At 45.7% G+C, this 21,972-nt stretch carries 15 protein-coding genes and 2 pseudogenes; 1 reads left to right on the forward strand and 16 read right to left on the reverse strand.

What is annotated here, in order from left to right; all coding sequences use genetic code 4:
• Window positions 1–41 precede the first annotated feature (41 nt).
• Window positions 42–914, forward strand: coding sequence for a DegV family protein (locus tag CSE00_RS00345; protein ID WP_127942597.1), 873 nt, complete (start codon window positions 42–44; stop codon window positions 912–914).
• Here the strand turns inward: CSE00_RS00345 and CSE00_RS00350 are convergent.
• The 16 genes and pseudogenes from CSE00_RS00350 to CSE00_RS00420 form a co-directional block, all read right to left on the reverse strand.
• Window positions 892–1,716, reverse strand: coding sequence for a hypothetical protein (locus tag CSE00_RS00350; RefSeq protein WP_127942599.1), 825 nt, complete (start codon window positions 1,714–1,716; stop codon window positions 892–894). The two genes, CSE00_RS00345 and CSE00_RS00350, sit on opposite strands and share 23 nt — an antisense overlap.
• A gap of 80 nt (window positions 1,717–1,796) precedes the next feature.
• Window positions 1,797–2,984, reverse strand: a complete 1,188-nt coding sequence (tuf, locus tag CSE00_RS00355) for an elongation factor Tu (protein ID WP_127942601.1) — start codon at window positions 2,982–2,984, stop codon at window positions 1,797–1,799.
• 152 nt (window positions 2,985–3,136) lie between these two features.
• Window positions 3,137–3,790, reverse strand: coding sequence for a PhoU domain-containing protein (locus tag CSE00_RS00360; RefSeq protein ID WP_127942603.1), 654 nt, complete (start codon window positions 3,788–3,790; stop codon window positions 3,137–3,139).
• 2 nt (window positions 3,791–3,792) lie between these two features.
• A pseudogene (locus CSE00_RS03030) lies at window positions 3,793–4,371 on the reverse strand (phosphate ABC transporter ATP-binding protein); the annotation flags it as partial.
• Window positions 4,372–4,710: 339 nt separating this feature from the next.
• Window positions 4,711–4,938 (reverse strand): annotated as a pseudogene (locus CSE00_RS03035) (ATP-binding cassette domain-containing protein); the annotation flags it as partial.
• On the reverse strand, window positions 4,928–7,039 hold the full coding sequence (locus CSE00_RS00370; RefSeq protein ID WP_127942605.1) for an ABC transporter permease subunit: 2,112 nt from the start codon (window positions 7,037–7,039) through the stop codon (window positions 4,928–4,930). The pseudogene CSE00_RS03035 and the gene CSE00_RS00370, both read right to left, overlap by 11 nt.
• A gap of 60 nt (window positions 7,040–7,099) precedes the next feature.
• Window positions 7,100–8,278, reverse strand: coding sequence for a hypothetical protein (locus CSE00_RS00375; RefSeq protein ID WP_127942607.1), 1,179 nt, complete (start codon window positions 8,276–8,278; stop codon window positions 7,100–7,102).
• A gap of 107 nt (window positions 8,279–8,385) precedes the next feature.
• Window positions 8,386–11,547: a hypothetical protein gene (locus CSE00_RS00380; RefSeq protein ID WP_127942609.1), complete on the reverse strand. Its 3,162-nt coding sequence runs from the start codon at window positions 11,545–11,547 to the stop codon at window positions 8,386–8,388.
• Window positions 11,548–11,631: 84 nt separating this feature from the next.
• On the reverse strand, window positions 11,632–12,189 hold the full coding sequence (locus CSE00_RS00385) for a dephospho-CoA kinase (protein ID WP_161565515.1): 558 nt from the start codon (window positions 12,187–12,189) through the stop codon (window positions 11,632–11,634).
• Window positions 12,189–13,556 (reverse strand): FAD-dependent oxidoreductase, encoded by a 1,368-nt coding sequence (locus CSE00_RS00390; RefSeq protein WP_127942612.1) that lies wholly within the window; start codon window positions 13,554–13,556, stop codon window positions 12,189–12,191. The genes CSE00_RS00385 and CSE00_RS00390 overlap by 1 nt, the downstream gene beginning before the upstream one ends.
• Window positions 13,547–14,572, reverse strand: a complete 1,026-nt coding sequence (locus CSE00_RS00395) for a lipoate--protein ligase (protein ID WP_127942614.1) — start codon at window positions 14,570–14,572, stop codon at window positions 13,547–13,549. Before CSE00_RS00395 ends, CSE00_RS00390 begins: the two co-directional genes overlap by 10 nt.
• Window positions 14,572–17,055, reverse strand: a complete 2,484-nt coding sequence (locus CSE00_RS00400; protein ID WP_127942616.1) for an alpha-ketoacid dehydrogenase subunit alpha/beta — start codon at window positions 17,053–17,055, stop codon at window positions 14,572–14,574. The genes CSE00_RS00395 and CSE00_RS00400 overlap by 1 nt, the downstream gene beginning before the upstream one ends.
• Window positions 17,048–18,439, reverse strand: a complete 1,392-nt coding sequence (gene lpdA / locus CSE00_RS00405) for a dihydrolipoyl dehydrogenase (RefSeq protein ID WP_127942618.1) — start codon at window positions 18,437–18,439, stop codon at window positions 17,048–17,050. The genes CSE00_RS00400 and lpdA overlap by 8 nt, the downstream gene beginning before the upstream one ends.
• Window positions 18,432–19,769 carry a dihydrolipoamide acetyltransferase family protein gene (locus tag CSE00_RS00410; protein ID WP_127942619.1) on the reverse strand — a complete coding sequence of 446 codons (1,338 nt, stop codon included), beginning with the start codon at window positions 19,767–19,769 and terminating at the stop codon, window positions 18,432–18,434. The genes lpdA and CSE00_RS00410 overlap by 8 nt, the downstream gene beginning before the upstream one ends.
• The gene (locus CSE00_RS00415) at window positions 19,762–20,748 is read right to left on the reverse strand and encodes a phosphate acyltransferase (protein WP_127942621.1); all 987 of its coding nucleotides are present in this window, start codon (window positions 20,746–20,748) and stop codon (window positions 19,762–19,764) included. The genes CSE00_RS00410 and CSE00_RS00415 overlap by 8 nt, the downstream gene beginning before the upstream one ends.
• A complete protein-coding gene (locus CSE00_RS00420; protein ID WP_127942623.1) occupies window positions 20,741–21,958 on the reverse strand; it encodes an acetate/propionate family kinase in 1,218 nt (405 codons plus the stop codon). Before CSE00_RS00420 ends, CSE00_RS00415 begins: the two co-directional genes overlap by 8 nt.
• Window positions 21,959–21,972: the final 14 nt, after the last annotated feature.

Here is a 21,972-nt window from a genome sequence, read left to right on the forward strand (position 1 = left end):
TACCAGGTTGATAAGTCAGTTCCTATATAATTTTTATTAGCATGGCACAGACTAAAAAACCGCTCCAAATCGTTCTCGACTCGTTTACCGGCTACTCAGAAAAAAAACTGACTAGTCTTGGTTTTACTTTCGTGCCCCAACTGATTAGCATTGACGAGCATACTTACCAAGATGGGCGGGATATCACTCTTAAACAAGTGGTAGAAAAAATTAAAAACGCCAAAAAAATTCACACGTCGCAAGTACCCCAAGGTTTGTTGGAAGAAACTTTTGCGGAGTTATCAAAAAAATTTGCCCATGTAATTTACATTCCAATTAACAGCGGAGTGTCTTCAACTTACCAAAGCGCAGTTCAAGTTTCCCAGAAATTTCCTAACGTGCACATTGCTAACGTTCGTCTAGTCGGTACGGCGCTAGTCGACACGGCCAGCAGAGCAATTGACGATTACGAAAAAAACCGTGACATTAAAAAAACGTTAACTCTAATCGAATCAATCAGTCACGCCAGTCACTGCTACTTTGCTCCCAAAAACCTAGAAGGCTTTATCCGAGGCGGCCGCCTAAAAGGAACTAAGAAGTTTATTCTTCAAAAAACCGGCCTAATCCCGCGGTTAGTTTTACGCGACGAAGGTATCAAAGTTAACGGCGTGAAACGCAGTTTAGCTAAAAACGTTTTCTCAAGCGTTGAGAAAATTATCCACGCGATTGGTCAAGCCCAAGTCCACGATTACTACTGGGAAATTGTCCACACTTTCGACCAAGACACAATTAAAATTGCCCGCCAAGCTTTAGAAGCAATCGGAGTTATCAAACCGATCGAAACACCCGTACCCGCTATCGTGGCTGCTCACACGGGTATTGGGGCAATTGGAATTAACGTTTGACCAAAACCTACCAACGGTAGGCGCGGTTAACATGGGGAAAAACTCTTTGGAGAGCGTAAACAATTAGACTGTAAAGCGGAACAATAATGGGCGTTTTAAGAATTCGTGGCACTAAGTAAAAGTCGTACTTAGCAAATAGTTCGTGCGGACTATAACCAACGCGCTGAACTAAGTAACGAATTTGTGCGATTGGCCCTCAGAGTCAAACGTAAATTACCACGACCAAAGTCACAACCACGACGACCGAAATCGCTTCTTGAAGTCGCTGATGGCGACTTTTTAAGTACTTAAGTAGCATCAAACCGAAAGCAAAAGCTAAAAAAGCGCAAACGCTTCACATCAAAACATAGACGCCCAGAGAATTGAACAAAAAAGCTTGATCGCCATTTTTGCTTTGGCTAACAAAACCTCGGTAGAGAGCCATCGTAATTAAAACTGAAATTAACGTGCTCATAACACTAAAAACTACTCCGGCCAGTCACCAGCGCTGGTGTTGGGTGTTGAGGCATCTTTTTAGAAAACCAACTAGTAAAACCATGGTCGGATAAATTAGAGCGTACTCAAGCATTCAGCGACCTAGACCCCCACCGACTAAAAGACAAAGGTGGTCAGCAATTAAAGCAATTTTGACTGCTAGAAGCGGTCTAAAAATCAGGCCAATCGTAATCACCCAAGCGTAAACAATTCCAAAACGCATGAAGCGCAAATTAACTGAAATGAATTTGTAACTAAAAACTCAAAGCGCCACGAAAACCGCTGCCAACGCCAGCTCGTAAGTCGAAGTGCGTAGGTTTTGTTTTAGTCAAGTTCAGAGTTTGTGCGAAGTAGTCATCAAACTGATTTTAGAACATTTAAGTTAAAAAAACTCTAACCGCGAGGGTTAGAGTGAATTGAAAATTAGAAAGACAAATCTTAGGAAATAATTGAAGTAATTGATCCCGCTCCGACGGTACGTCCACCTTCACGGATTGAGAACTTAGTTCCTTCTTCAATCGCAACTGGCGAAATCAGATTAACAGTTAGTTCTACGTTGTCCCCTGGCATCACCATCTCAGTACCTTGGGGTAGTTCAATTCCGCCTGTTACGTCGGTGGTACGGAAGTAAAACTGCGGTTTGTAGTTTTTGAAAAACGGTGTGTGACGTCCGCCTTCCTCTTTTTTCAAAGCGTAAACTTGCGCTTTAAAAGTTGACCGCGGAACAATTGAACCTGGCTTAGCAAGCACTTGTCCACGCTCAATTTGATCTTTGTCAATTCCGCGCAGTAGCAATCCGGCGTTGTCGCCAGCTAAAGCTTCATCAAGTGTTTTACGGAACATTTCAATTCCGGTCACAACTGTCTTTTTAGTGTCACGTAGTCCCACGATTTCAACTTCTTCGCCAGACTTAACGCGACCACGTTCTACCCGTCCAGTCGCCACGGTTCCCCGTCCAGTGATTGAGAATACGTCCTCAACAGCCATCAAGAATGGTTTGTCAAGTTCGTGTTTTGGAGTCGGGATGTAGTTGTCCACAGCGTCCATCAGTTCGTAAATTTTTGCTTCAAACTTTGGATCACCTTCAAGCGCTTTAAGCGCTGAACCACGAATCACGGGCACTTTGTCGCCGTCAAATCCGTACTTAGTTAGTAGTTCACGAACGTCCATTTCAACTAAGTCAACCATTTCTTCATCGCCTTCTAACATATCTACTTTGTTAAGAAACGGAATAATCAACGGAACACCAACTTGCTTAGCAAGCAAAATGTGCTCACGAGTTTGGGGCATCGGTCCGTCAGTAGCCGACACAACTAGAATTGCGCCGTCCATTTGGGCCGCTCCAGTAATCATATTTTTAACGTAGTCAGCGTGGCCCGGGCAATCAATGTGGGCGTAGTGACGCTTTTCCGTTTCGTACTCAATGTGAGCGGTGTTAATCGTAATTCCCCGCTCTTTTTCCTCAGGAGCATTGTCAATTGATGCGTAATCTTTCGCTTCTGACAAGCCCTTTTTGGAAAGAACCGTTGCGATCGCGGCTGTTAAAGTCGTTTTCCCGTGGTCAACGTGACCAATGGTACCGATGTTAACGTGTTCTTTTTTTCGATCAAATGCGGTTTTTGCCATGTGTAATTCCTCTCAAATTATCTTTCTTGCACACCTAATTGTAGCAAATTGTCGTGCAATCCAACCACCACTGCCTAGTCTTCCAACTAGAACCTATCCCTAGGATTAGCACTTGTTCTTAGAACAATTATACCAAAATATAAGCAAAAAGTTTATGTTAAATCAACGTTTTTACCCGTGTGAACGTAAGCGATTAGCTCGCAAATGTGCACCACGTAGTTGGTGGCCCGCTCGATCGCTCCGATCACATTAGTCGCAAAAATGACTGCCATCACCTGTTCCTGCTTCCGGTAACTGGTAATGGAACTAATTAGCGACATGCGCATATCGTTAGCCAGTTTTTCAATCGCTAAGTCGCGCTTGACTAGTTCAACGGCCAAATCAAAACTTTCCCGGCTAATTACTTCGCTCAGTTTTTTAATCATGCGCAAAAAAGGTTGGTGAACTTTGCTAATCGTGGCTAGTAAATTTTGTTTAAGCGGTTTGGCCTTAATAATAAAGCGACCGATACTCTTAACGTAATCGCCAATTCTTTCAATGTCCTGGGCGATCATAATGTAAGCCATTGTACGTCTTAAGTCTTTGTCAAGCGGCGTCTTAGTAATTAAAAACTCTAAATCGCCGTGAATTTCGTCAAAAAGGGCGTTAACTTGCCGGTCATCGTTAATAATTTTTTGCGCGGCGTCTTTGTCATCATTTTCCAGCGCTCGGGCCATTTGACTGTGCTGGTTGAGCACCAGAATAAACATTTTGATTAGTTTTTCCTGGATTTTACGCGTTTCTATGCGAATAATTGATGTCGCCATTTTTACCCCATTTTACCACGGATGTAATCTTTGGTAAGACGCTGCTTCGGTTTAGTAAAAATCAGGCGCGTTTTATCAAATTCAACGAGTTTGCCGAGGTAAAAAAAAGCCGTGAAATCACTAATTCGAGCCGCTTGCTGCATGGAGTGGGTCACGACAATAATGGTGTATTTTTTCTTCAGTTGGCTCATTAGACGCTCAATTTTGTTAGTCGCAATCGGGTCCAGCGCCGAAGTGGGCTCATCCATCAGTAAAACTTCCGGTTCCATAGCGATCGCGCGGGCAATGCACAGACGTTGTTGTTGGCCGCCCGAAAGTCCCAGCGCGTCGTCAAACAAGTTATCTTTTACTTCTTCCCACAGCGCTGCATCGCGAAGCGCTTTTTCAACTATGTTGTTTAGTTCGCGCGGCGATTTAACACCGCTTGAGCGAGGACCATAGGCGACGTTATCGTAAATTGACATCGGAAACGGATTAGGCTTTTGGAAAACCATCCCCACTCTAGTTCTTAACTCAAGCGGACTAATCACGTGCGATTTTTTAAGGTGGTAAATTTGCTTTTGGTAGCTAGCGATTTTTCCCTGGTAGTCAGTTGCTAGTTCGCTGTCAGCGCGAGAATTTTTCGCTTCTTTTTTAAGTTGGGCGATTTTGGTTTTGAGTTGGGCTATTTTATTTTTGCGATCTTTTTCGCTTTTCTGGACTTTGGTTTGTCAAGTTTGTCAAAGCTCTTTGCGACGCGAAACAAGCTCATCCCTATCGGGTCCCTTGGGTGCCAAATTGACTTGATCAGAAAGCGCACGAATTTGTCTTTCTAAATCAGTGTCTACTTCGCTGCCAGACTCGCGACCTTTGGTCAGTCCAAACCAGTTTGACCAGGCTCTTTTTTGCTGGTTGGCCACTATTTCGTACTTGCCATCAAACTTAATCGAACCGCCAAGCTTAACCCCGACAATTAAATCGTTCATTTTGTTAAGGCAGCGAATGAAAGTTGATTTACCGCACCCCGAAGGACCAATTAGAGCCGTGACTTTCCGCGGCGGTAAATCAATCGAAACATCTACCAAAGCGTGTTTACGACCCGAGTCGTACCAGAGATTGAGGTCGCTCACTCGGAAAATCGGGTTAGAACTAGTGGTTTTATCAGACATATTGAGCCATCCGCGCGGCCTGACGGCGGTTTTTTCAGCGCGTGATTAACATTCTAAACCGCTGACCAATCCAAGGCACGCCTTGAGCCAAAAAGATAATTAGTGTCGTGGCGAGCAGTGCAACCGAGCCAATTTTGTAAGATAAGGCGATTTGAGATTGGAAATCAAGCGCTTCTCGGTTGTTAGCAAAAACGTCCAAAATGTTCGTTGTAAGTGTGTGACCAGGCGACAAAATACCGATGTCAACAATCGATGTCGCAAGTCCAAGAGTTAAAAATATCGGCGCTGTTTCACCCATAATTCTTCCCATTGATAGGATTGTACCGGAAACAATTCCAATCGTGGCTTGGGGAATGACGACTTTGAAAATCGTGCGCGTGCGGGAAGCACCGAGCGCGTAAGAACCTTGGCGGTAAGAGTCGGGAATCTTAATGAGAACTTGTTCAATCGAGCGAGTGAAAGTTGGCAAAATGACTAACACCATCGTCAGCGTTCCCGCCAAAAGAGAGAAAGGAACCGTTTGGAAAAGTCCGAGCGTTTTAATGAAAAACACCGCGCCAAAAAGCCCGAACAAAATTGAAGGTGTTCCGCCCAGCGAATCTAAGAAAAACTTGATTAGTTTACCCAGTTTTTTGTCCCGCACATACTCGGATAAAAACAGAGCCGCGCAAAGCGCGAAAGGAAAAGCAATCACAATCGTGAAGCCGATTAACACTAGCGTTCAAACGAGCGGATGGAGCAAAGTTGACGGCACTCTTTTAAAGCCGCCAATGACTGGTTGAAGGTTGGAAAAACGCCAGTCGGCAATTTGGTACTGGGACATACCAACGATGCAAATGTCTAAAACAATCCAACCAACGCTAGCCATCACTAGGAAAATAGCCACCATCTCCCAACTTAGTCGCCAATAATCCCGGGCGTGACTAGTTGAACTGCGGGCAAAGCGGGCAAAGTACTTGGAGTAAGGTTCGTTGTGGGCGCGCTTAAGACCAAAGGCGCGTCAAATGGGATAAGACAAAAAGTAAACCGTTCACCGGAAAAAGAGCCGCAGTTTACCAACAGTTCAAAGCGCGGCAAAACTAACGAGTTTGAAAGGCAAAGTCAAGTAGTACCAAACCACGAGCGACCAGTAAAGTCCCGCGTTTTGGTAAGCGTCGATCCGCTTCCAAGGTTTTTGACCAAGCGGAGAACGGTTAGTCAAACGGCGTTTTTGGGAGATTTTAGTCACAAAGACGACCAAAACCATGATGATAACAAAAAGCGCCAAACCAGCCGCAAAAAGCGGACTCGTGTCACGGCCGTGGTCGGTGAACATGTTTTTCGCAATTAACACTCCCAAAGTTCCAAAGTCGCTCTGCAAAAAGTTTCATAACCCCTCAGCTAAGGGATGAGCACTGTTAGAAATTAAAATGATTGACAAAGCCATCGTTTCGCCAATCGCGCGACCAAGCGCCACAATCACCGCAACGTGAACGCCGCTGCGAATCGCTTTTTTGACGCTCGTGTAAGAAACGTACACTAATGTGTTACCCAGCGCCAAAGACGAGTTAACTAATTCGCGTGGAACAAGGTAGAGCTGGTTCAAAATCAGCGCGATCAAAGTTGGCAAAATGATAATCACTAACATCAGCGTTCCGTTCAAAATCGTGTTGCCGTGGTCAGCGCCAAGCACCAAATTAGTGACTACTTTTAGCGACTTAATCGCGAAAATTCCAAAAACCACCGAAGGCACGCCGGCCAAAATGTTAATCGTGGTTCGCAAAACTTGTTTACCTTTGCGAATGCGAAAAAATATGAAGTAAGCCGCTCGAAGCGCAATCGGTGTCGCGATTAAAGTCGCTAAGAAAGATGTGAAAAGAGTAACTAGAAGCGGCGACCAAATACCCCAGCCGCCTGGTTCACTGAAATAGTTGCTAAAGTACATGTGCCAAAAACCGTAGCGCTGGTAGGCCGGGTAAGCTTCTTTGATCAAAAAGCTAAACATCAAAATTAGAGCCACGATTGCCAAGGTCGAAAAAATAAAAATGGTGACCTTGGTGAGCAAGTCTTGGAACGTTTTGCGACCAACGGTTTGGCTAAACGAGCGAGGAGCTTGTTTCACACCCACATTTTAACGGAAAAGCCCGTCCAGAGGACGGGCTGAAAAAATTAGCGGCTAAATTTATTTGACCTTTAAACCAAAGTCTAGACCGTCGATTTGGTTGGCAGAGGGCAAGCCTTCAGCAGCCAAGTCGGGTAAAGTTAAAGAGCTGGGCTGACTGGATTGCAAACTAATCTGCTCACTGCTCAGAGCTACAAAACCTAACCGGGCAATTTCGCTTTGAAACTCCGGGCTGAGAAGCGTTTTAACCATTTCAATTACTTTTGTTTTGCTGACCGGGTAAAGAATGTTAAACGGACGAATTCAATCGTAACTTCCGTTTTGAGCGTTAGCAACCGTCGGGGCACCTCAGCCGTCAATTTCGGCTAAAACAACTTTGGACTGACGGTCGTTTTTAATGATGTAGCCGAGCGAGTAATACATCACCGAACTGGCGGTGTTAGCGTTTTTACCGTACATGGTATTTTCTTTGTCTTCAACTTTAAGTTCCGGAGCGATAATCGAATCGCTATGAGTTTGCACTAATTTTTTATCAACTCCTAGCGCCGCAAAACTTTCGCTCGCCACGATTTTGTCGGTAAAAGCTTCGGCCTTACCCGACGTGTCTTTACCGCCTTCAATCGCTAGCGCCCGCGGCTTGGACTCCTCAGGCTTGAATAACGAAGAATCTAAACCAGTAACTTCTGGGTTAGTTAAAAACTCTTGCCAAGTCGGGTAACGCTGGTCGTCTTGACTGAGACAATAAATCGCCACTAGAGCGTCGAATTTGATGCGCGGAATAATGTCGTTAGAACGATCTTGGTCGTTCAGTCGGAGGGAGTTCAAAATCGGATCAGGCAAATTAAGGCCAATTCCAATCGCATCCCAAGCAAAAGTTAAGGTGCGAATTTGGTTGTTTAACCAGTTGGTAACTTCCTGAGCAAAACCAGTGGTTGGATCAGAGTAATTGATGCCTTCCACTTTACCAATCGAACCAGGTGTTTTGCGCGAAGAAGTCATGGCAAAATCATAACTAATTTGAGCTTTGGCCATTTCCCGTGCGCCAAGCGTAGAACCTAAGTTCTCATAGTTAAGCGTGTGCTGAGTTTTTTCGTTAATTAGACTTGTAATGGCGGTAACCGAGTTTGATCCTTTACCAGACAATAAGTTTGGAGCGCCTCCGCAAGCTAATTGACCGAGCGCAAGTGCGCTCACCCCGCAAAATGAAGTGAGAGTAGAGAAAACTTTTTTTTGAAACATGCATGTCCTTTGTTAGCTATTCAATTGCTAACTTTGGAATTATAGCGTTAATAAAAAAACTAGCCCAAGGCTAGTTTTTGAATTAATGTCGTTTTTACTCTTTAGACTTACTTATCTTTCTTGTTCAACCAAGGACGAAGTAAGTTTCACGCAATCTCTTCGCTAGTTAATTTGTAAGGGTTGCGAGCTGGGTTTTTAATTAGCTCATCTCAGTCACCTAGGAAAACGTTAGAGAAGTCGTACTTGCGTAAGTAGTTTAGTCCGTTGCTGTTAATTGTTTTAGCAGCCGGTTTGTGTAACTCGCTTGAGTTTTCTTTTAAATAAGGAGCTGGTGAGTCAGAGTTAAGCGATCAGATTCCCACGTAAGCAAGATTTTTTTCGCCCATTGCTCAGTTGTAAAGCTCTTTGGCGTCTTCCAGCGTGAAGACTCCGTTTTTATGGTCGTTAACACCGATCATCGGAGTTACTCCCACTTTATCTCAAACTGATTCCAGTTTTTTCTCTTGTGATCAAGCAGCGTTAATTGCTTTGAGAACTTGATCGTGAGTATTTTCAGTCGCTTCTTTAGCTAATTGGAAGTTAGTTTTGCCATCTTTAAGCGCTTGGTTATACATTCCAATCCCGTAGTCCATCGCCATGATGTTAATCACTGGCATGTCCTTAGGCTTGTTACCCATCATTCTGTAGTGGGTCGTTAAAATGTCTAGCATCGTAATTTCGGACTGAACTAGACCGCTTGGTAAGACTGGCAAAGTCAATGAAAATTCTCACTTCGGATTTTCACGTTTTAGACGCGCCATTGCTAGGAATAAAACTTTTAACTCGTCAATTCGCGTTCGAGCAGCTCCTTCAATGTCAAAGTCAACTTTGTAACTCATATCTTTTTCGCCTAATCCGACTAGTTTGGCTAAGTTGAGGTTGAACTCTTTAATTTTATTTTGGAGAATAAATGCCGCGTTGTTCACGTCGTTGTTTGCTTGTCTTAGCGCCGTGTGTCAAGGGTTTTTCTCGTTGTCACCAGTGTTGAATCCACCGTATGAAACAGTTAAGTTTTGGAAAATACCAGCTTGTTTAGCGGGTTCAAGAATTTTCGGTACTAAGTGCGAATCGATGAAGTCATCGCTAGTTACGTTTTTACCTTTGATTGGTGAATAGAAACCGGCAAAACTTAAGTCAACTTCGCTATCGTGGACGTTGTCTTGTTGAACAAAGGCTAGCGTTAAGTGTTTTAAGTTCTTAACTTTCTTGCTTATTTCGTTTTTGTAATCAACTAGTGGCCAAAGCCCCATGTCAACGTAAGGTGAGTAAACGGTTTTAGTTTGAGCCGCACGGTGGTCTTTTTCAGTGACGGGTTTGATAATAATTTCTTTGCCATCTTTGTCAGTAGTAGTAGTTTTACCATCTCTTAGTGGGTTGGCTGAGTGCCAAGTTAGGTGTTTACCTAGTTTTTCCAGTTTGTTGTTGGCTACATTATCAATTTGACCACCATCGTGACCGCCGTCTCAGTCAACTGATTCTTTACGAATTTCAACCAGAATTGCTTCTAAGTCCTTGTCGTTTTGGATTCAGTTGTAATCAAAAAATCCAGGCAAACTTTTTAAAACACTTGTGTCTTGTGAACCACTAAGTTGTTCTTCCGCAGGAATTTCTTTTTCGCTAGCGATTTTCCCGCTGAAAATTTTGGAGAAAGTTCCAGCTGGGTAAAGTCGACTGTTACGAATGTTGACGTTTAGCGGATTGTTGTCACTCATGTTGTGTGCGCTGTCTCCACCTTGAATAAACTGCGATGGATTGTCGCGGGAAATGTAGAAGTTAGAAATTTGTTGCAGTCCTCGCTTTTGGGCTAACTGACGCAGTTTGAAAGCGTCCTCGGCCCCAAAGTTGTAAGCAGCTTTTTCGCTGCGAACTCCAATTCACGGAGTAACTGACATACGGTTATTAATCAGTCGGTCGTTAATTTCGCCTTTTTCCACAAGCTCGGGTGCAAACCCTTTTAGAAGTTCTTTCCAAGCGTGGAAACTGTTAGGAATCATCTTGTTTTCTAAGGCTTTGATTTCCCAGTCTTCGTCGCTCAGTTTTCCGTCATTACCAGCCGCTTCGGTTGGTTGAATATAACCAGTCACTATGTTAAGACTGAAGTTAATCCCTAGGAAACGGGTGAACTCGTAAAGCGGGTAAATGTCATCACCGATGCGACTTGGACCGTCAGCCGGGTTGAAAGTACCTTTCTCAACTCCGATATTTAGTCCGTCTCGACCAGTCACTAGCGATAGACGCACTTTGTAGGAAGGATCTTGTTCAATTAGAATTTTTAGCGCTCCGGCTAACAAACGAGTTGATGATCCAAACTCCGTGCTACCTTTGGTATTGTAAGGAGCAGCGAAGTAAAAGTCAAACGATTTGGTTCCCCACTTTTTAGAAATTTGCTTGAACTGCTCAGCCAATTGGTATTCGGTGTAGTTGTTCAGGTAAGCCGTGTGTCAAAAAGCGTTTGAAAACGGACCAAAGGTAATCGTTAAATCTTCGGGGTTGACACCGTCTTTAACTCACTGGTTTCAACGTTGTTCTTCAAACCACTTGCCAGACTGGTTAACGTCATCGGGGTTAACCGCGTTTCAAGCCGGTTTAAGTTCCATTGAATCCATGGCATTTTGCATGAAACCAACGTTAAACTTGTTGGCGATACCGTCTTTTTTAAACTGAGCTAAGTCGTTGTAGTTAGCGTTTTGGTAACCTTTTGAGTCAAGTCACCCTTTAATTTCGGCGCGGTAAGCACCAGGCACAGCTTTTTCCTTAAGAATGTACTCAACAGTGTCGCGCACAATTCCGATGTCAGCGTAAGGAACGTACTCAAGGTCAGCAATTTGATTATCAATCACACGCTGAGTTAAAGTTGAACGCAAACTATCTGAACTATCATTGATAGCTTGCTGGTAAATTTTGTCAATCGGACTTTCTACCGGTCCGTGACCAGTCATTAACTTCGATCAGTCGTAAGACATGACAAAGTTTCCTAATGATTGACGAGAATAGCGGTAGCGAAACTCTTCATTACGCTTGAAAGGCTCAAACTTTTCTTTTAAAACTTTGTCCTTTTGCTCCTGCTCTTTTTCCTTCTGCTCCAATTCTTTCTTGACTTGGTCGTCCGGATTAGCAGTTTCGTCGGACTGAGCCCCGCAGGCTACTAGGGAAGCTCCGATACCAAGAGGCACCGCCGCTCCCAGAGTTGCCAGCAACAGTTGGCTTTTTTTGCTTTTTAGTTTAGTCATTTAACTCTCCTCTTCCTTGACAAATTCAGAATGTGCAAGGTTTGACTATTTTAACAAACTCATTATAACACAAATTTTTATTACTTACCGATAAACATCTTGTTTAAGTAAGTTAAGTACCTCATTTGCCAGTGCCAAACTAACTCCCGGGGTTGTATCAATGGTCAAATCCGGCTTAACCCTCTCTTGGTAGTAGTTTGAACGTTGGGTTATTTGCTCTGCACTTCACCCTTTTTTGTCGCTGAGACGTTCCCGTCTTACTACCGGATCGCAAACTAATTTTACCACCTTAACGTTTTTGAGCTCTAAATACGGCGACCCCAGTACCGGGCATTCGCAAAAATCAAAGTCGCTTTGACTAAGTTGCTGGGCAATCAAAGGATGGATTAATTGGTCAATTTGCTCTAACTCCAATTGTCCTTGGGCAAGTTGTTCGCTGAGAGTTTTTCGTAAAACGCCCTCCGAACTGACAAAGCGAGCACCAAGCACATTTTTGATTCGAAAATAACCCGCCTGACCAGGCTGGTAAAGGCGGTTAACAATTTGGTCACAACTCTTGACCTTAAAACCTAACTCGCCGAACTTTTCAAGCAAAGTCGTTTTTCCAACGCCAGGCAAACCAGTAAGCACAACGCGTAACACTAATCAACCACGTTCAAATACTGCAAACTAGCTCGGGTAATGAAGTTGACTGGTTGGTTGAGATGGGGTAAAAAGTAAGTGTCAATTAGACCCAGCTCATCAATTTTGACTTTTTTCTCAATCGCGAGCGAAAGCATGTACATCACGCTGGCGTGGTCGGCTTGGGAAGCGATTTGAGCGCCAATAATCTCACGGGTATCACGGTCAAAAACAACTTTGAAAAAGACTTTATGACGTTGAGGCATAAAAACTGGCTTATCGTAGTCCTCGACAAAAATGGATCCGACGTTGCGATGCGAGCAACCAACCTCTTGACTTTGGAGCTCGGTTAAACCGGTGCTCGCTAAAGTTCAACCAAAAACATGGATCGCATTAGTGCCTTGGACGCCGCTAAAAGCTAGTTTGCCTGGCTCCATGACGTTAATGGCCGCCACGATGCCTGAGCGGACCGCGTTGGTAGCCAACATGACCGGTTTAAAACAAGCGTCAGGGTTGTACTTTTGGGCGACGCAATCACCAATCGCGTAAATATCTGGGTTGGAAGTTTGAAAGTACTCGTTGACAATAATGCCGCGCTGGGGATCGGTTTCGATTTGCCCGCGAGCTGGTTCAATTCGAGCGCGGAAACCAACGCTAACAATCGCCATGTCAACTTGATATGTGTCCTGGTCGGTCTCCACCGCACGAATGTGGCCTTGCTCATCGCCGATAAAACGAGTCACCTTTTCGCCTAGTCGCAAGTTAATGCTAGTGTTTTGCTCAACGCCTTGGACTAATTTAGCGCTAATCTCGCGGTCAAAATTGTGAGGCGCGATGGCATCTTGCATCTCGATTAGGTAAACTTTTTTACCGTGCTTATCAAACGCTTCGGCTAACTCAACTCCGATGTATCCGGCTCCGATCACGGCGACTGAACGCACGTTTGGATCCTCAACCTTAGCAATAATTGACTGGGCATGCTGGTAAAGTTTGGAGACCAAAACCCCCTCTAAGTCAATTCCTGGCCAAGGCGGTTGAACTGGTCATGAGCCCGATCCGATAATTAGCTTATCGTAAGGCTGGGAAAACTTTTCTCCCGTCTTTAAATTGGTTACTTCGACCACTTTTTGAGCGGCGTTGATCGCACTAATCTCGTGGCGCATGAAAACTTTGGCGCCCATTTTTTCAAGCTCTTCAAGCGACGAATAAAAAAGCGTCTTCGGGTTTTCAACTAGGCCCGAAACTCACAGGGCGATTCCGCAACCTAAAAACGAAATGTTGTCGTTACGGTCAAAGATTAGCACCTCATCTTCAGGCTTTTTTTTGCGTAAAAGCGTTTTAGCTGCCCACGTTCCAGCGTGGTTGCAACCCATTAAAACTATTTTCATATTTTTTTAACTCCTTCCTGGGGCACCAGACCAACCACTAAATCGGCTAAAACGGCGGGCTCCAAATTGTTAAAATAATCGTTGAAATCGTTAATCTCGCTCAGCCTACGCAAAATGTCTTCGCGTGAGTAACGAATTTTTCGGAGGTGATTTTCCACGTAAGCAATGTCTTTTTTGCCGAAAAAATCACCGTAAAACTTAAGGTCGCTAATTAACCCGTTTTCCACGTTGAGATAAACTTCAACTAAACCAACACTCGGCACGTAAAGCGTGTTGTTCAGTTCGTACTGAGGATTTTGACCGTAGTTGTGAGCTCAAGTCGCGTACTTGTTAGTGCGCAAAAGTTCAATTTGGTGCTTGTCTTCCTCAGTCAGTTCATAAGGCGTCATCGCCGGAAAGTCGCGCAAAACTTCGGCGAGCAGCATTTCGCAAAACTGGTTAATTGACAGCGGTGCCTTTAGGTGGTCCTTAATGTTAGTGATCCGACTTTTGACTGAGTCTAAACCTTTGGCCTTGATTTTGAGCGGGTTAACGTTAAGCGCTTTGCTCACGTGCGAAGTTGAAACCGAAAACATGATCGTTCCGTGGTGAATGATTCAACCCTTGACCAAAGACTGGGCGCTGCCAGAAAACTTGCGCCCGTCAATCAAGATGTCGTTGCGACCAGAAATTTGCGCTTTGATGCCTAGGCGCTCCAAAGTTCGAACCACCGGTTTTAAAAACTTTTTAAAGTTGAGAAAGTGACCGTCTTTTTCCCGCTCAATGAAAGTGAAGTTTAAGTTGCCAAGGTCGTGGAAAACTGCTCCGCCGCCTGTCATCCGCCGCACGACTTTAATTTTGTGTTTGTCAACGTAGTCCTGGTTAACTTCTTTGTAAGAATTTTGGTTTTTTCCTAGCACGATACAATTCTCGTTAATTCACAGCATGAAAAGCGCAGTCGGTTTGTGAACTAAAAAATACTCTTCCGTTGCTAAGTTTTGGTAAACATCGTGCGATGGTAGTTTTAAAAATTGCATTAGACTCCCTGCTTATTGCGGCGGTAAAGTTCGACGCTAGTTTCGTGGCGCTCGGGTCTAAAATCGGCCAGAGGCGTAATCTTAGCGTGGATGGCAGCCAAGATGTTTTCGGCTTGGGGATAAATTCAGCGGTCTAAACCTGCGCCCGGCATAATTCAATTCCGAGCTCCGAGCACAACCGGCGGTGCATCTAATTCATCAAAAGCCAACTCGCTGAGCGTTGAAGCCACGTGACGCATGAAATTATTCCGCTCAGCCCCGTTGTTGACCAAAACGATTTGGCCAGTCTTTTTGAGCGATTTTAAAACGATGTCATAGTCAAAGGGCACCGCCGAACGAGCATCGATTACCTCGGCGCTAATTTTTCACCGCTTGGCGAGTTCTTCAGCCGCTTCTAAAGCCGGGTACAGAGCGCTGCCCAAAGTCACGATTGTAATGTCTTGACCAACACGGCGAATCACTCCCGCGCCAATTTTGACGGCGTAAGCCTGACTTGGCACGCCAGTCTTAACAAACTTTTCACCCATTCCGTAAAGGTTTTGAGTTTCAACAAAAACCACTGGGTTAGACTCTCTCAAAGCGCTAGTCATTAAACCTTTGGCATCGTAGGGCGTGGCTGGTTGAACTAGTTTTAAACCAGGAATGTGGGCGATGACTGACGTATAGTCTTGCGAGTGCTGAGCTCCGTAAGTCGCGCCGATTAAAACTCTTAAAACGAGTGGAACATTCAGCGTGCCGCCCGACATAGCTCGCCACTTGGCCATCTGGTTAGCGATTTCATCACCAGCCCGGAACAGAAAGTCAAAGTACATAATTTCAACCACCGCACGACCGCCGCAAAGTGCGTAGCCAACCGCCGAGCCAACGATCGCCGCTTCGCCAATCATCGTGTTAAAAAAACGGTGGTAAGGAAGTAGCTCGGTTAGACCGCGTCAAACCGCGTAAGCTCCGCCTCAGTCACGGTGTTCTTGGCCGTAAACAATTAAACTTGACTGCTCGGTTGCTTCCTGAGCAACTGCTTCAAAAATGGCGTCGCGAATTTGGTACTGGCGCAAAGCCGAAACCTCTTGACCATTTTGGTCAAAAGCGTAACGCGCTTTTTTAGTTAACTGAATGTAACGAGGGTTTTCTTCAAGCGGTTGACTTAGTTCAACTTGCTTGTAAGTGGGTAGGTCAAGCGTCTCGCGCGGGTCAAGCATAATTTCATCCAGCACGCGGTGGTCTTTTTCCCAGTTGACAAAGGGCGACTTATTAGAGTCAACGTTTAACTTATAAACTTCAAAAACGAGTTCTTCGGCCGTTTGGACCGCCTCGTCAAGCGCGGCTTGATCGAGTGCCTGAGCCGCTAAAATCTCTTTTTCAAACAGTAAAATCGGGTCGTGTTCGCGCCAAGCTTTGACTTCCTCGGCTGCGCGGTAAGGCTCGGCCGCATCAGCCGAAGAGTGGCCTTCGTAGCGGTAAGTCATAAACTCGGTTAAAGTTGGTCCAAGACCATCTTTAGCACGCTGGCTTTGCCGGCGCTGAGCATCCATGACTGCCAAGACGTTTTGCCCGTTAACTCTCTCGGCTCACATTTGTTCGGGATTAACGCCCATGCCTACGCGAGCTACTCCCTTGCTACCCATCGTTTCACCAACTGGTTGACCACCCATCGCGTACTGGTTATTAATCACGTTAAGCATAAAAGGTGGACGACGGTCGTAAGGAGCATCCCAAAGTTCCCGGTACTGGTCCATCGCTACGAAATTAATCGCTTCCCAAACTGGTCCGCAAGTAATCGCTCCGTCGCCAATGTTAGCAATCACAACGCCCGGACGCTGGTTAATTAGTTTGTAAAGAGCCGCGCCAATTGCGATCGATGGAGATGCGCCAACCACGGCGTTGTTCGGATAAATGCCCAAGGGAGTGAAAAACATGTGCATTGAACCGCCCATGCCCATGTTTAATCCCGTTGCTTTGGTAAAAATCTCGGCCAGTACCCCGTAGAGAAAAAACACCCGAGCGCGCTCCTTGGTTGATTCAAACTGACGATGCTCGCGCAGCATCTCGTCCACTTGACCGCCTTGGTGCTCGGCCATAATTTTTTCAAGTTCCTCATCGCTTAACTTTTTAATCGCGGTCAGTCCCTTCGCAATCACTTCGGCGTGGTTGCGATGGGTACCGAAAATAAAGTCGTTTTGATCTAGATCGTAAGCTTGTCCAACCGCCACGGCTTCTTGACCAATTGAAACGTGGAGCGGACCGTCGTACTGGTACTCAACTTGACGGTAAAAGTTCGTCGCTTTGTTTTCCAAAAGCATTTCGTCAAACTTACGCGCTAAAACCATTTGGAAGTAAATTTCCCGCACGTCCTCGGCGCTCAATTGACCCGCGCGCATTTCATCAACTAAAGTTTTTTGGTAAGTGTAACTAGGAATATTGCGCGGATCGGGGTAGTGTCCCTGGCTTAAAATGGAAGGGTTAATCGGTTGAACTTTAGGCATGGGGCACCTCCTGCATAATCAGCTCCTTGAGCAGTTCGGCCACGGTCGGATGGGGAATTACTAAGTCGCGCACTAAGTCAACACTCATCATTTTAGTTACCATCAGACCAGCAATCGCGATAATCTCGGTGGCGTACTGCCCGACCATGTGAACCGCTAAAATTCGGCGCGTTTTAGGGTCAACCAGCATTTTGACAAGTCCGGCGTAATCGTCTACCTCGGTTACAAAGCGGCCTGAGTAAAGCATCGGCATTTTGTAAACTTGGTAATCTACTCCGTTTTTTTGGAGCTCTTCTTCGCTTGGACCAACGGTGGCAATTTCCGGATCGGTGTAAATTACGTTCGGAATCGCGTTATAGTCAACCGTGTCCCAAGTTTGACCAAGCAGTTGGTGCATGACAACTTCGGCTTCGCGGTAAGCAGTGTGGGCTAACATGGAAACGCCGTTGACATCGCCAATTGCGTAAACGTTAGCTAAGTTAGTCTGGCATTTTTCGTTGGTAACTACCGCGCCTTTTTCTAAGTAAAGACCGATTTTTTCAAACCCCATGTTAGCCGAATTAGGTGTCCGCCCAGTGGCCAGCAAAATTTTCTCGTAAGGAATTTGGAAAACTTGTCCAGTCGCGCGGTTTTTCACGCTCAAATGGTGCTGATCAACTTTGACTGCTTGGTGGCCTAAGTAAAATTTAACTCCGCGCTCTTGGTAGTAGTTCAAAATTTGCTGACTAATTTCCTGGTCAAGGTTTCCACCCACTTGGTCTAAAAACTCGACCACGTGAATTTCGGGACCTAAGTTTTGAAAGTAAGCTGCCATTTCAAGGCCGATCACTCCGCCGCCGATAATTACGAGTTGCTTGGGTAGTTTTTCCAAAGCCAAAACTTCCACGTTAGTCAAAATTTTGTCGCGGTTTTTGATTAGCTCGTCCAATCCCTCAATCGGCGGAATGTTTGGCACGGAACCGGTTGCGATCACTAACTTTTCGGCCACTAAATCTTGACCGTTAACTTTGATTAAAAACCCCTCCGAACTTTGACCGCTAACTTGACCAAAGCCGCGGAAAATATCGACTTTGTTAGCCTTAACTTTCGCTTCAACGCCTTGGACTAATAGGCCAACTTTTTCGTCCTTGCGACGAACGGCTTGCTGGTGGTCGTACGAAAAAGAACCAACTTTAACTCCGTAGTCGGCCGCGTGGGAAACGGCTCGGTAAACTTTGCGCGAGTAAAGCAGAGCCTTGGAAGGAATGCAACCGACATTAAGGCAAGTTCCTCCGAAAGCATCTTTTTCAATGATAGCGGTTTTAAAACGCTTGCCGATTCGCTCGGCAAGTAGGTATCCGCCTGGTCCGGCGCCCAAAATCACCACTTGGTACTTACTAGCCATAATTCTCCTTTGCGACTAACTCGTCAATTCTTTCTAAAACGGTTTTAAGATCGACTAAAAAGCGACCGCCATCGGCTCCGTCGACTAAACGGTGGTCAATCGTCAGCGACAAAGTTAAGGCTTGGTGAAACTCAACTAGTCCCGCGCTGTTTTGACGAGCGCGCAGCGACAAAGCGCCCACACCTAAAATTGCCGCTTGACCGTCGTTAAGAATCGGAGTGAAAGACTCAATCCCCAGGGCGCCGACATTAGAAATTGTGAACGTTCCCGACTTGAGATCAACGGCGCGGTACTGACCTTCGCGCACCAGTTTAATCATTTGCCGCGCCTGCTCACTAATTTCTCTAAGTGACTTGGAGTTGGCGTTTTTTAACACCGGCACGATTAAACCACCGGGCGTATCAACCGCGATCGCGATGTGGGCATGGCGGTGAGCAATCGCTCGGTCGTCAAAAACGTGAGCGTTAATCGTTTGACTGTACTTAGGTAAAACGCGTGAAGTAGCCAAAATGATTAAATCGTTAATTGAAATGCGTGGACCACCTTTTTGGCTCGCATTTTTAAACTCTTTGTGAACTTTGGTCAAATTAGTCGCGTCAACGCTAATCACCAAAGTGGCCGCGGCCGACTGACTTTGAGATTGGAGCATCGCTCGGGCGATGGCGCGGCGCATCGGCTGATAATCAAAAGGCGCATCGCCGTTTGCTTGGGCAGCATCAGAGATTAACTGGTCAATTAAGTTAGCGCTTGGTGAACTGAGTGCTCCCTTAGTTTTGGCTAAATTCATTGAACTTAAAACGTCTTGGCTAACTAAGCGGTTTTGACCGGGCTTGGCTGGGCCCATTAAATCCGGTCGTCAGCCTGAACGGCGCAAAGTTCGGATTGCGCGCGGAGAAAAACTTAATTGCGACGATTCCAAAGCCTGTTCGGGCAACTTCTGCTCAGGCTGAACATTTGGTTGAGGCTGGGGACTAGTCTTAGTCGCGGAAGTTAATCGCGGCTTTTCGGGCGCGGTTGGCGTAGACTGATCAACTTGAGGCTGACTTTTGGAAGCTGGACCAAACTCTTCCAGAAGAGAACTAATATCTTCGTCAAGTTGGCCAACGATAGCGACGGGCGAAAAGACGGCGATTTCCTGGTTAGGTTCAACGAGAATTTTTAAAACTATACCCTCTTCCTGCGCTTTGTGTTCAACTTGGGTTTTGTCGGTTTCGTAACTGAAAAATGGTGCGCCGATTTTAACCGGCTGCCCTTCGGCGATATGTCACTCGGACAAAATGACCGATTTAACCGTGTTCCCCATCTTGGGCATTTTGACTACTTTAGCCACGCTGACTCTTTTCCGTCGGATCTGACTGACCGACTGCTAACTCTTTGGTTAAGCCGATTTTTTGGTTAACGCTCATGACAAGACTAATTAAAGATAGGTGGTAAACCTCTTGCCAATCACAACCCCGGCTTAAATCGTTAACCGGAGCGTTAAGACCCACGATAATCGGACCAATCGCCTGGTATCCGCCCGTTAGTTTCATAATTTTGTAACCGATGTTAGCCGCGTCTAGGTTAGGGAAGATGTAAATATTGGGCGCGTGAGCGAGCGGACGGTTCCATTTGTAAAGCCGGGTTTGGGCGTCATAAGCCGCGTCAAACTGAGTTTCTCCCAAGACGCGGTAACCTTGCTGGGTCAAAGTTTCACTCGCCTGGCGAACTTTTAAAACGCTGGGCAACTTATTTCCTCCGCTACCGTTAGTTGAAAATGAAAGCAAAGCCAAGTAGGGGTCGATGCCAAAAAGACTTTTCACGCCCGCTGCCACCGACTGACTAATTTCAACTAACTCGTCTGAACTAGGTTCGGGCACGATGGCCGCGTCGCCCAGAAAAAGGTTAGTTTGGTCTTTGCTCATCCAGAAAAACGAAGTGACAAGCTTGCGGCGCGTACCTATGACTTGTAACGCCGGGCGAAGCACTTCGGCCGTCGGAACCGTTGCTCCGCCAACCACGCAGTCTAACTCGCCGAGTTTGACTAAACACATCGCGAAGTAATTTGGATCGCTAGCCCAACGCGCGATTGTCTCGGAGTCGTTTTTTTGGCCGCGAAGTTCAGTCAGAAGGTCAATTATTTTTTGACGCGGATAAGTATTAATCATCTCCGGACTAATCACCACGGTTTTGACATTGGACAGTTCCGCTAGTTTTTGGACGGCTTTTAAAATGCGTGGGTCAGCTCCATCGGGATAACCGATCCGAATTTGTTCAGGGTAATCGGTTATCGTTTTAGTTAGCGCGCTAATTAGAGGGTGTTTATTCATAGTCTTGTCTCCCGATCAGTGGTTGTCTGAGTCCAATCAGTTCAAGGCCTTGGCGGGCGATTTCAATCTCCTCGTCGGTTTCCGAAGCGTAAATGGCAAACTGGGAAGCGCGGGTTGATACTTTGACCCACTTAGGTCCAAATAAATCGATTTGCGTTTCTAAAACTAGTTTAGAGACACTAACTTTTTCCACGAAACGACGCAAAACTTTTAAGCTGTTTTTCCCGATACCGCCGGTAAAAATAATTCCGTCAATTTGGTTGCCAAGTTCGTTCAGATAAGCGCTGTAGTAACTGACTAAGCGGTCGACGTACATTTCAAACGCGAGCTCGGCCTTGGGCTGACCCTCAGCGATGGCCTTTTCAATCTCGCGCATGTCGTTGGTAAATCCGCTCATCGCCAAAAGACCAGATTGACGGTTAAGCAAATCATCGACTGCTTGGTAGTCTAGGTTTAGTTGCCGCTGGAGAAAAATCGCCACGGCCGGATCGATGTCGCCCGAGCGAGTTCCCATCATCAGCCCGGCTAACGGAGTGAGTCCCATCGATGTGTTAACTGACTTACCATCTTTAATCGCACAAACCGAAGAGCCGTTGCCAAGGTGAAAAATAATCAGACTCGGGCGGTCGATTTTGCTCTCCTGACAAAAGCGGTGCAAGTTGTACTGGTAACTAATTCCGTGCATTCCGTACTTGCGCACCAGGTGTTTTTCAAAGAGGTAGCGGGGAATTGGATACAAAAAACGCCTCTCATCCAAACTTTGGTGAAAGGCGGTATCAAAAACTAAAACGTTCGGAGCTAAGACGAGTTTGAGCATTAATTTGACGCCCAGTAAGTTAGGCGGGTTGTGAAGTGGAGCTAGGTGACTAAGCGCCGCAAGTTCTTCTAACACTTCGGGCGTTGCCAAAGTGGCTCGCTGGTAAAAACTGCCGCCCATGACTACCCGGTGACCGACCAGTGCGATTTCGCTAGATAAGTCGTTCACGACTCCCTCGCTTTTTAAAAGTTTAATTAAGGTGTTAAAAGCCGTTTCATGGTCTTTCAAAGGCAAGGCTTTTTGAAAGACTTGCCCGGGCCGAGTAAATTTGATGTTGCCGTTTTTTTCGCCGATTTTCTCAAGCAAAACTTGGGCCAGAAGTTCTAGGTTTTGGTCAAAGACTTTCGCTTTAACCGAGGAACTTCCGGAGTTGATTACCAGTGTTTTTTGCATTTTAAAGCTCCAGT

Source organism: Mycoplasma sp. ATU-Cv-703 (assembly GCA_004011965.1).
Lineage (GTDB): Bacteria > Bacillota_I > Bacilli_A > Mycoplasmatales > Metamycoplasmataceae > RYZV01.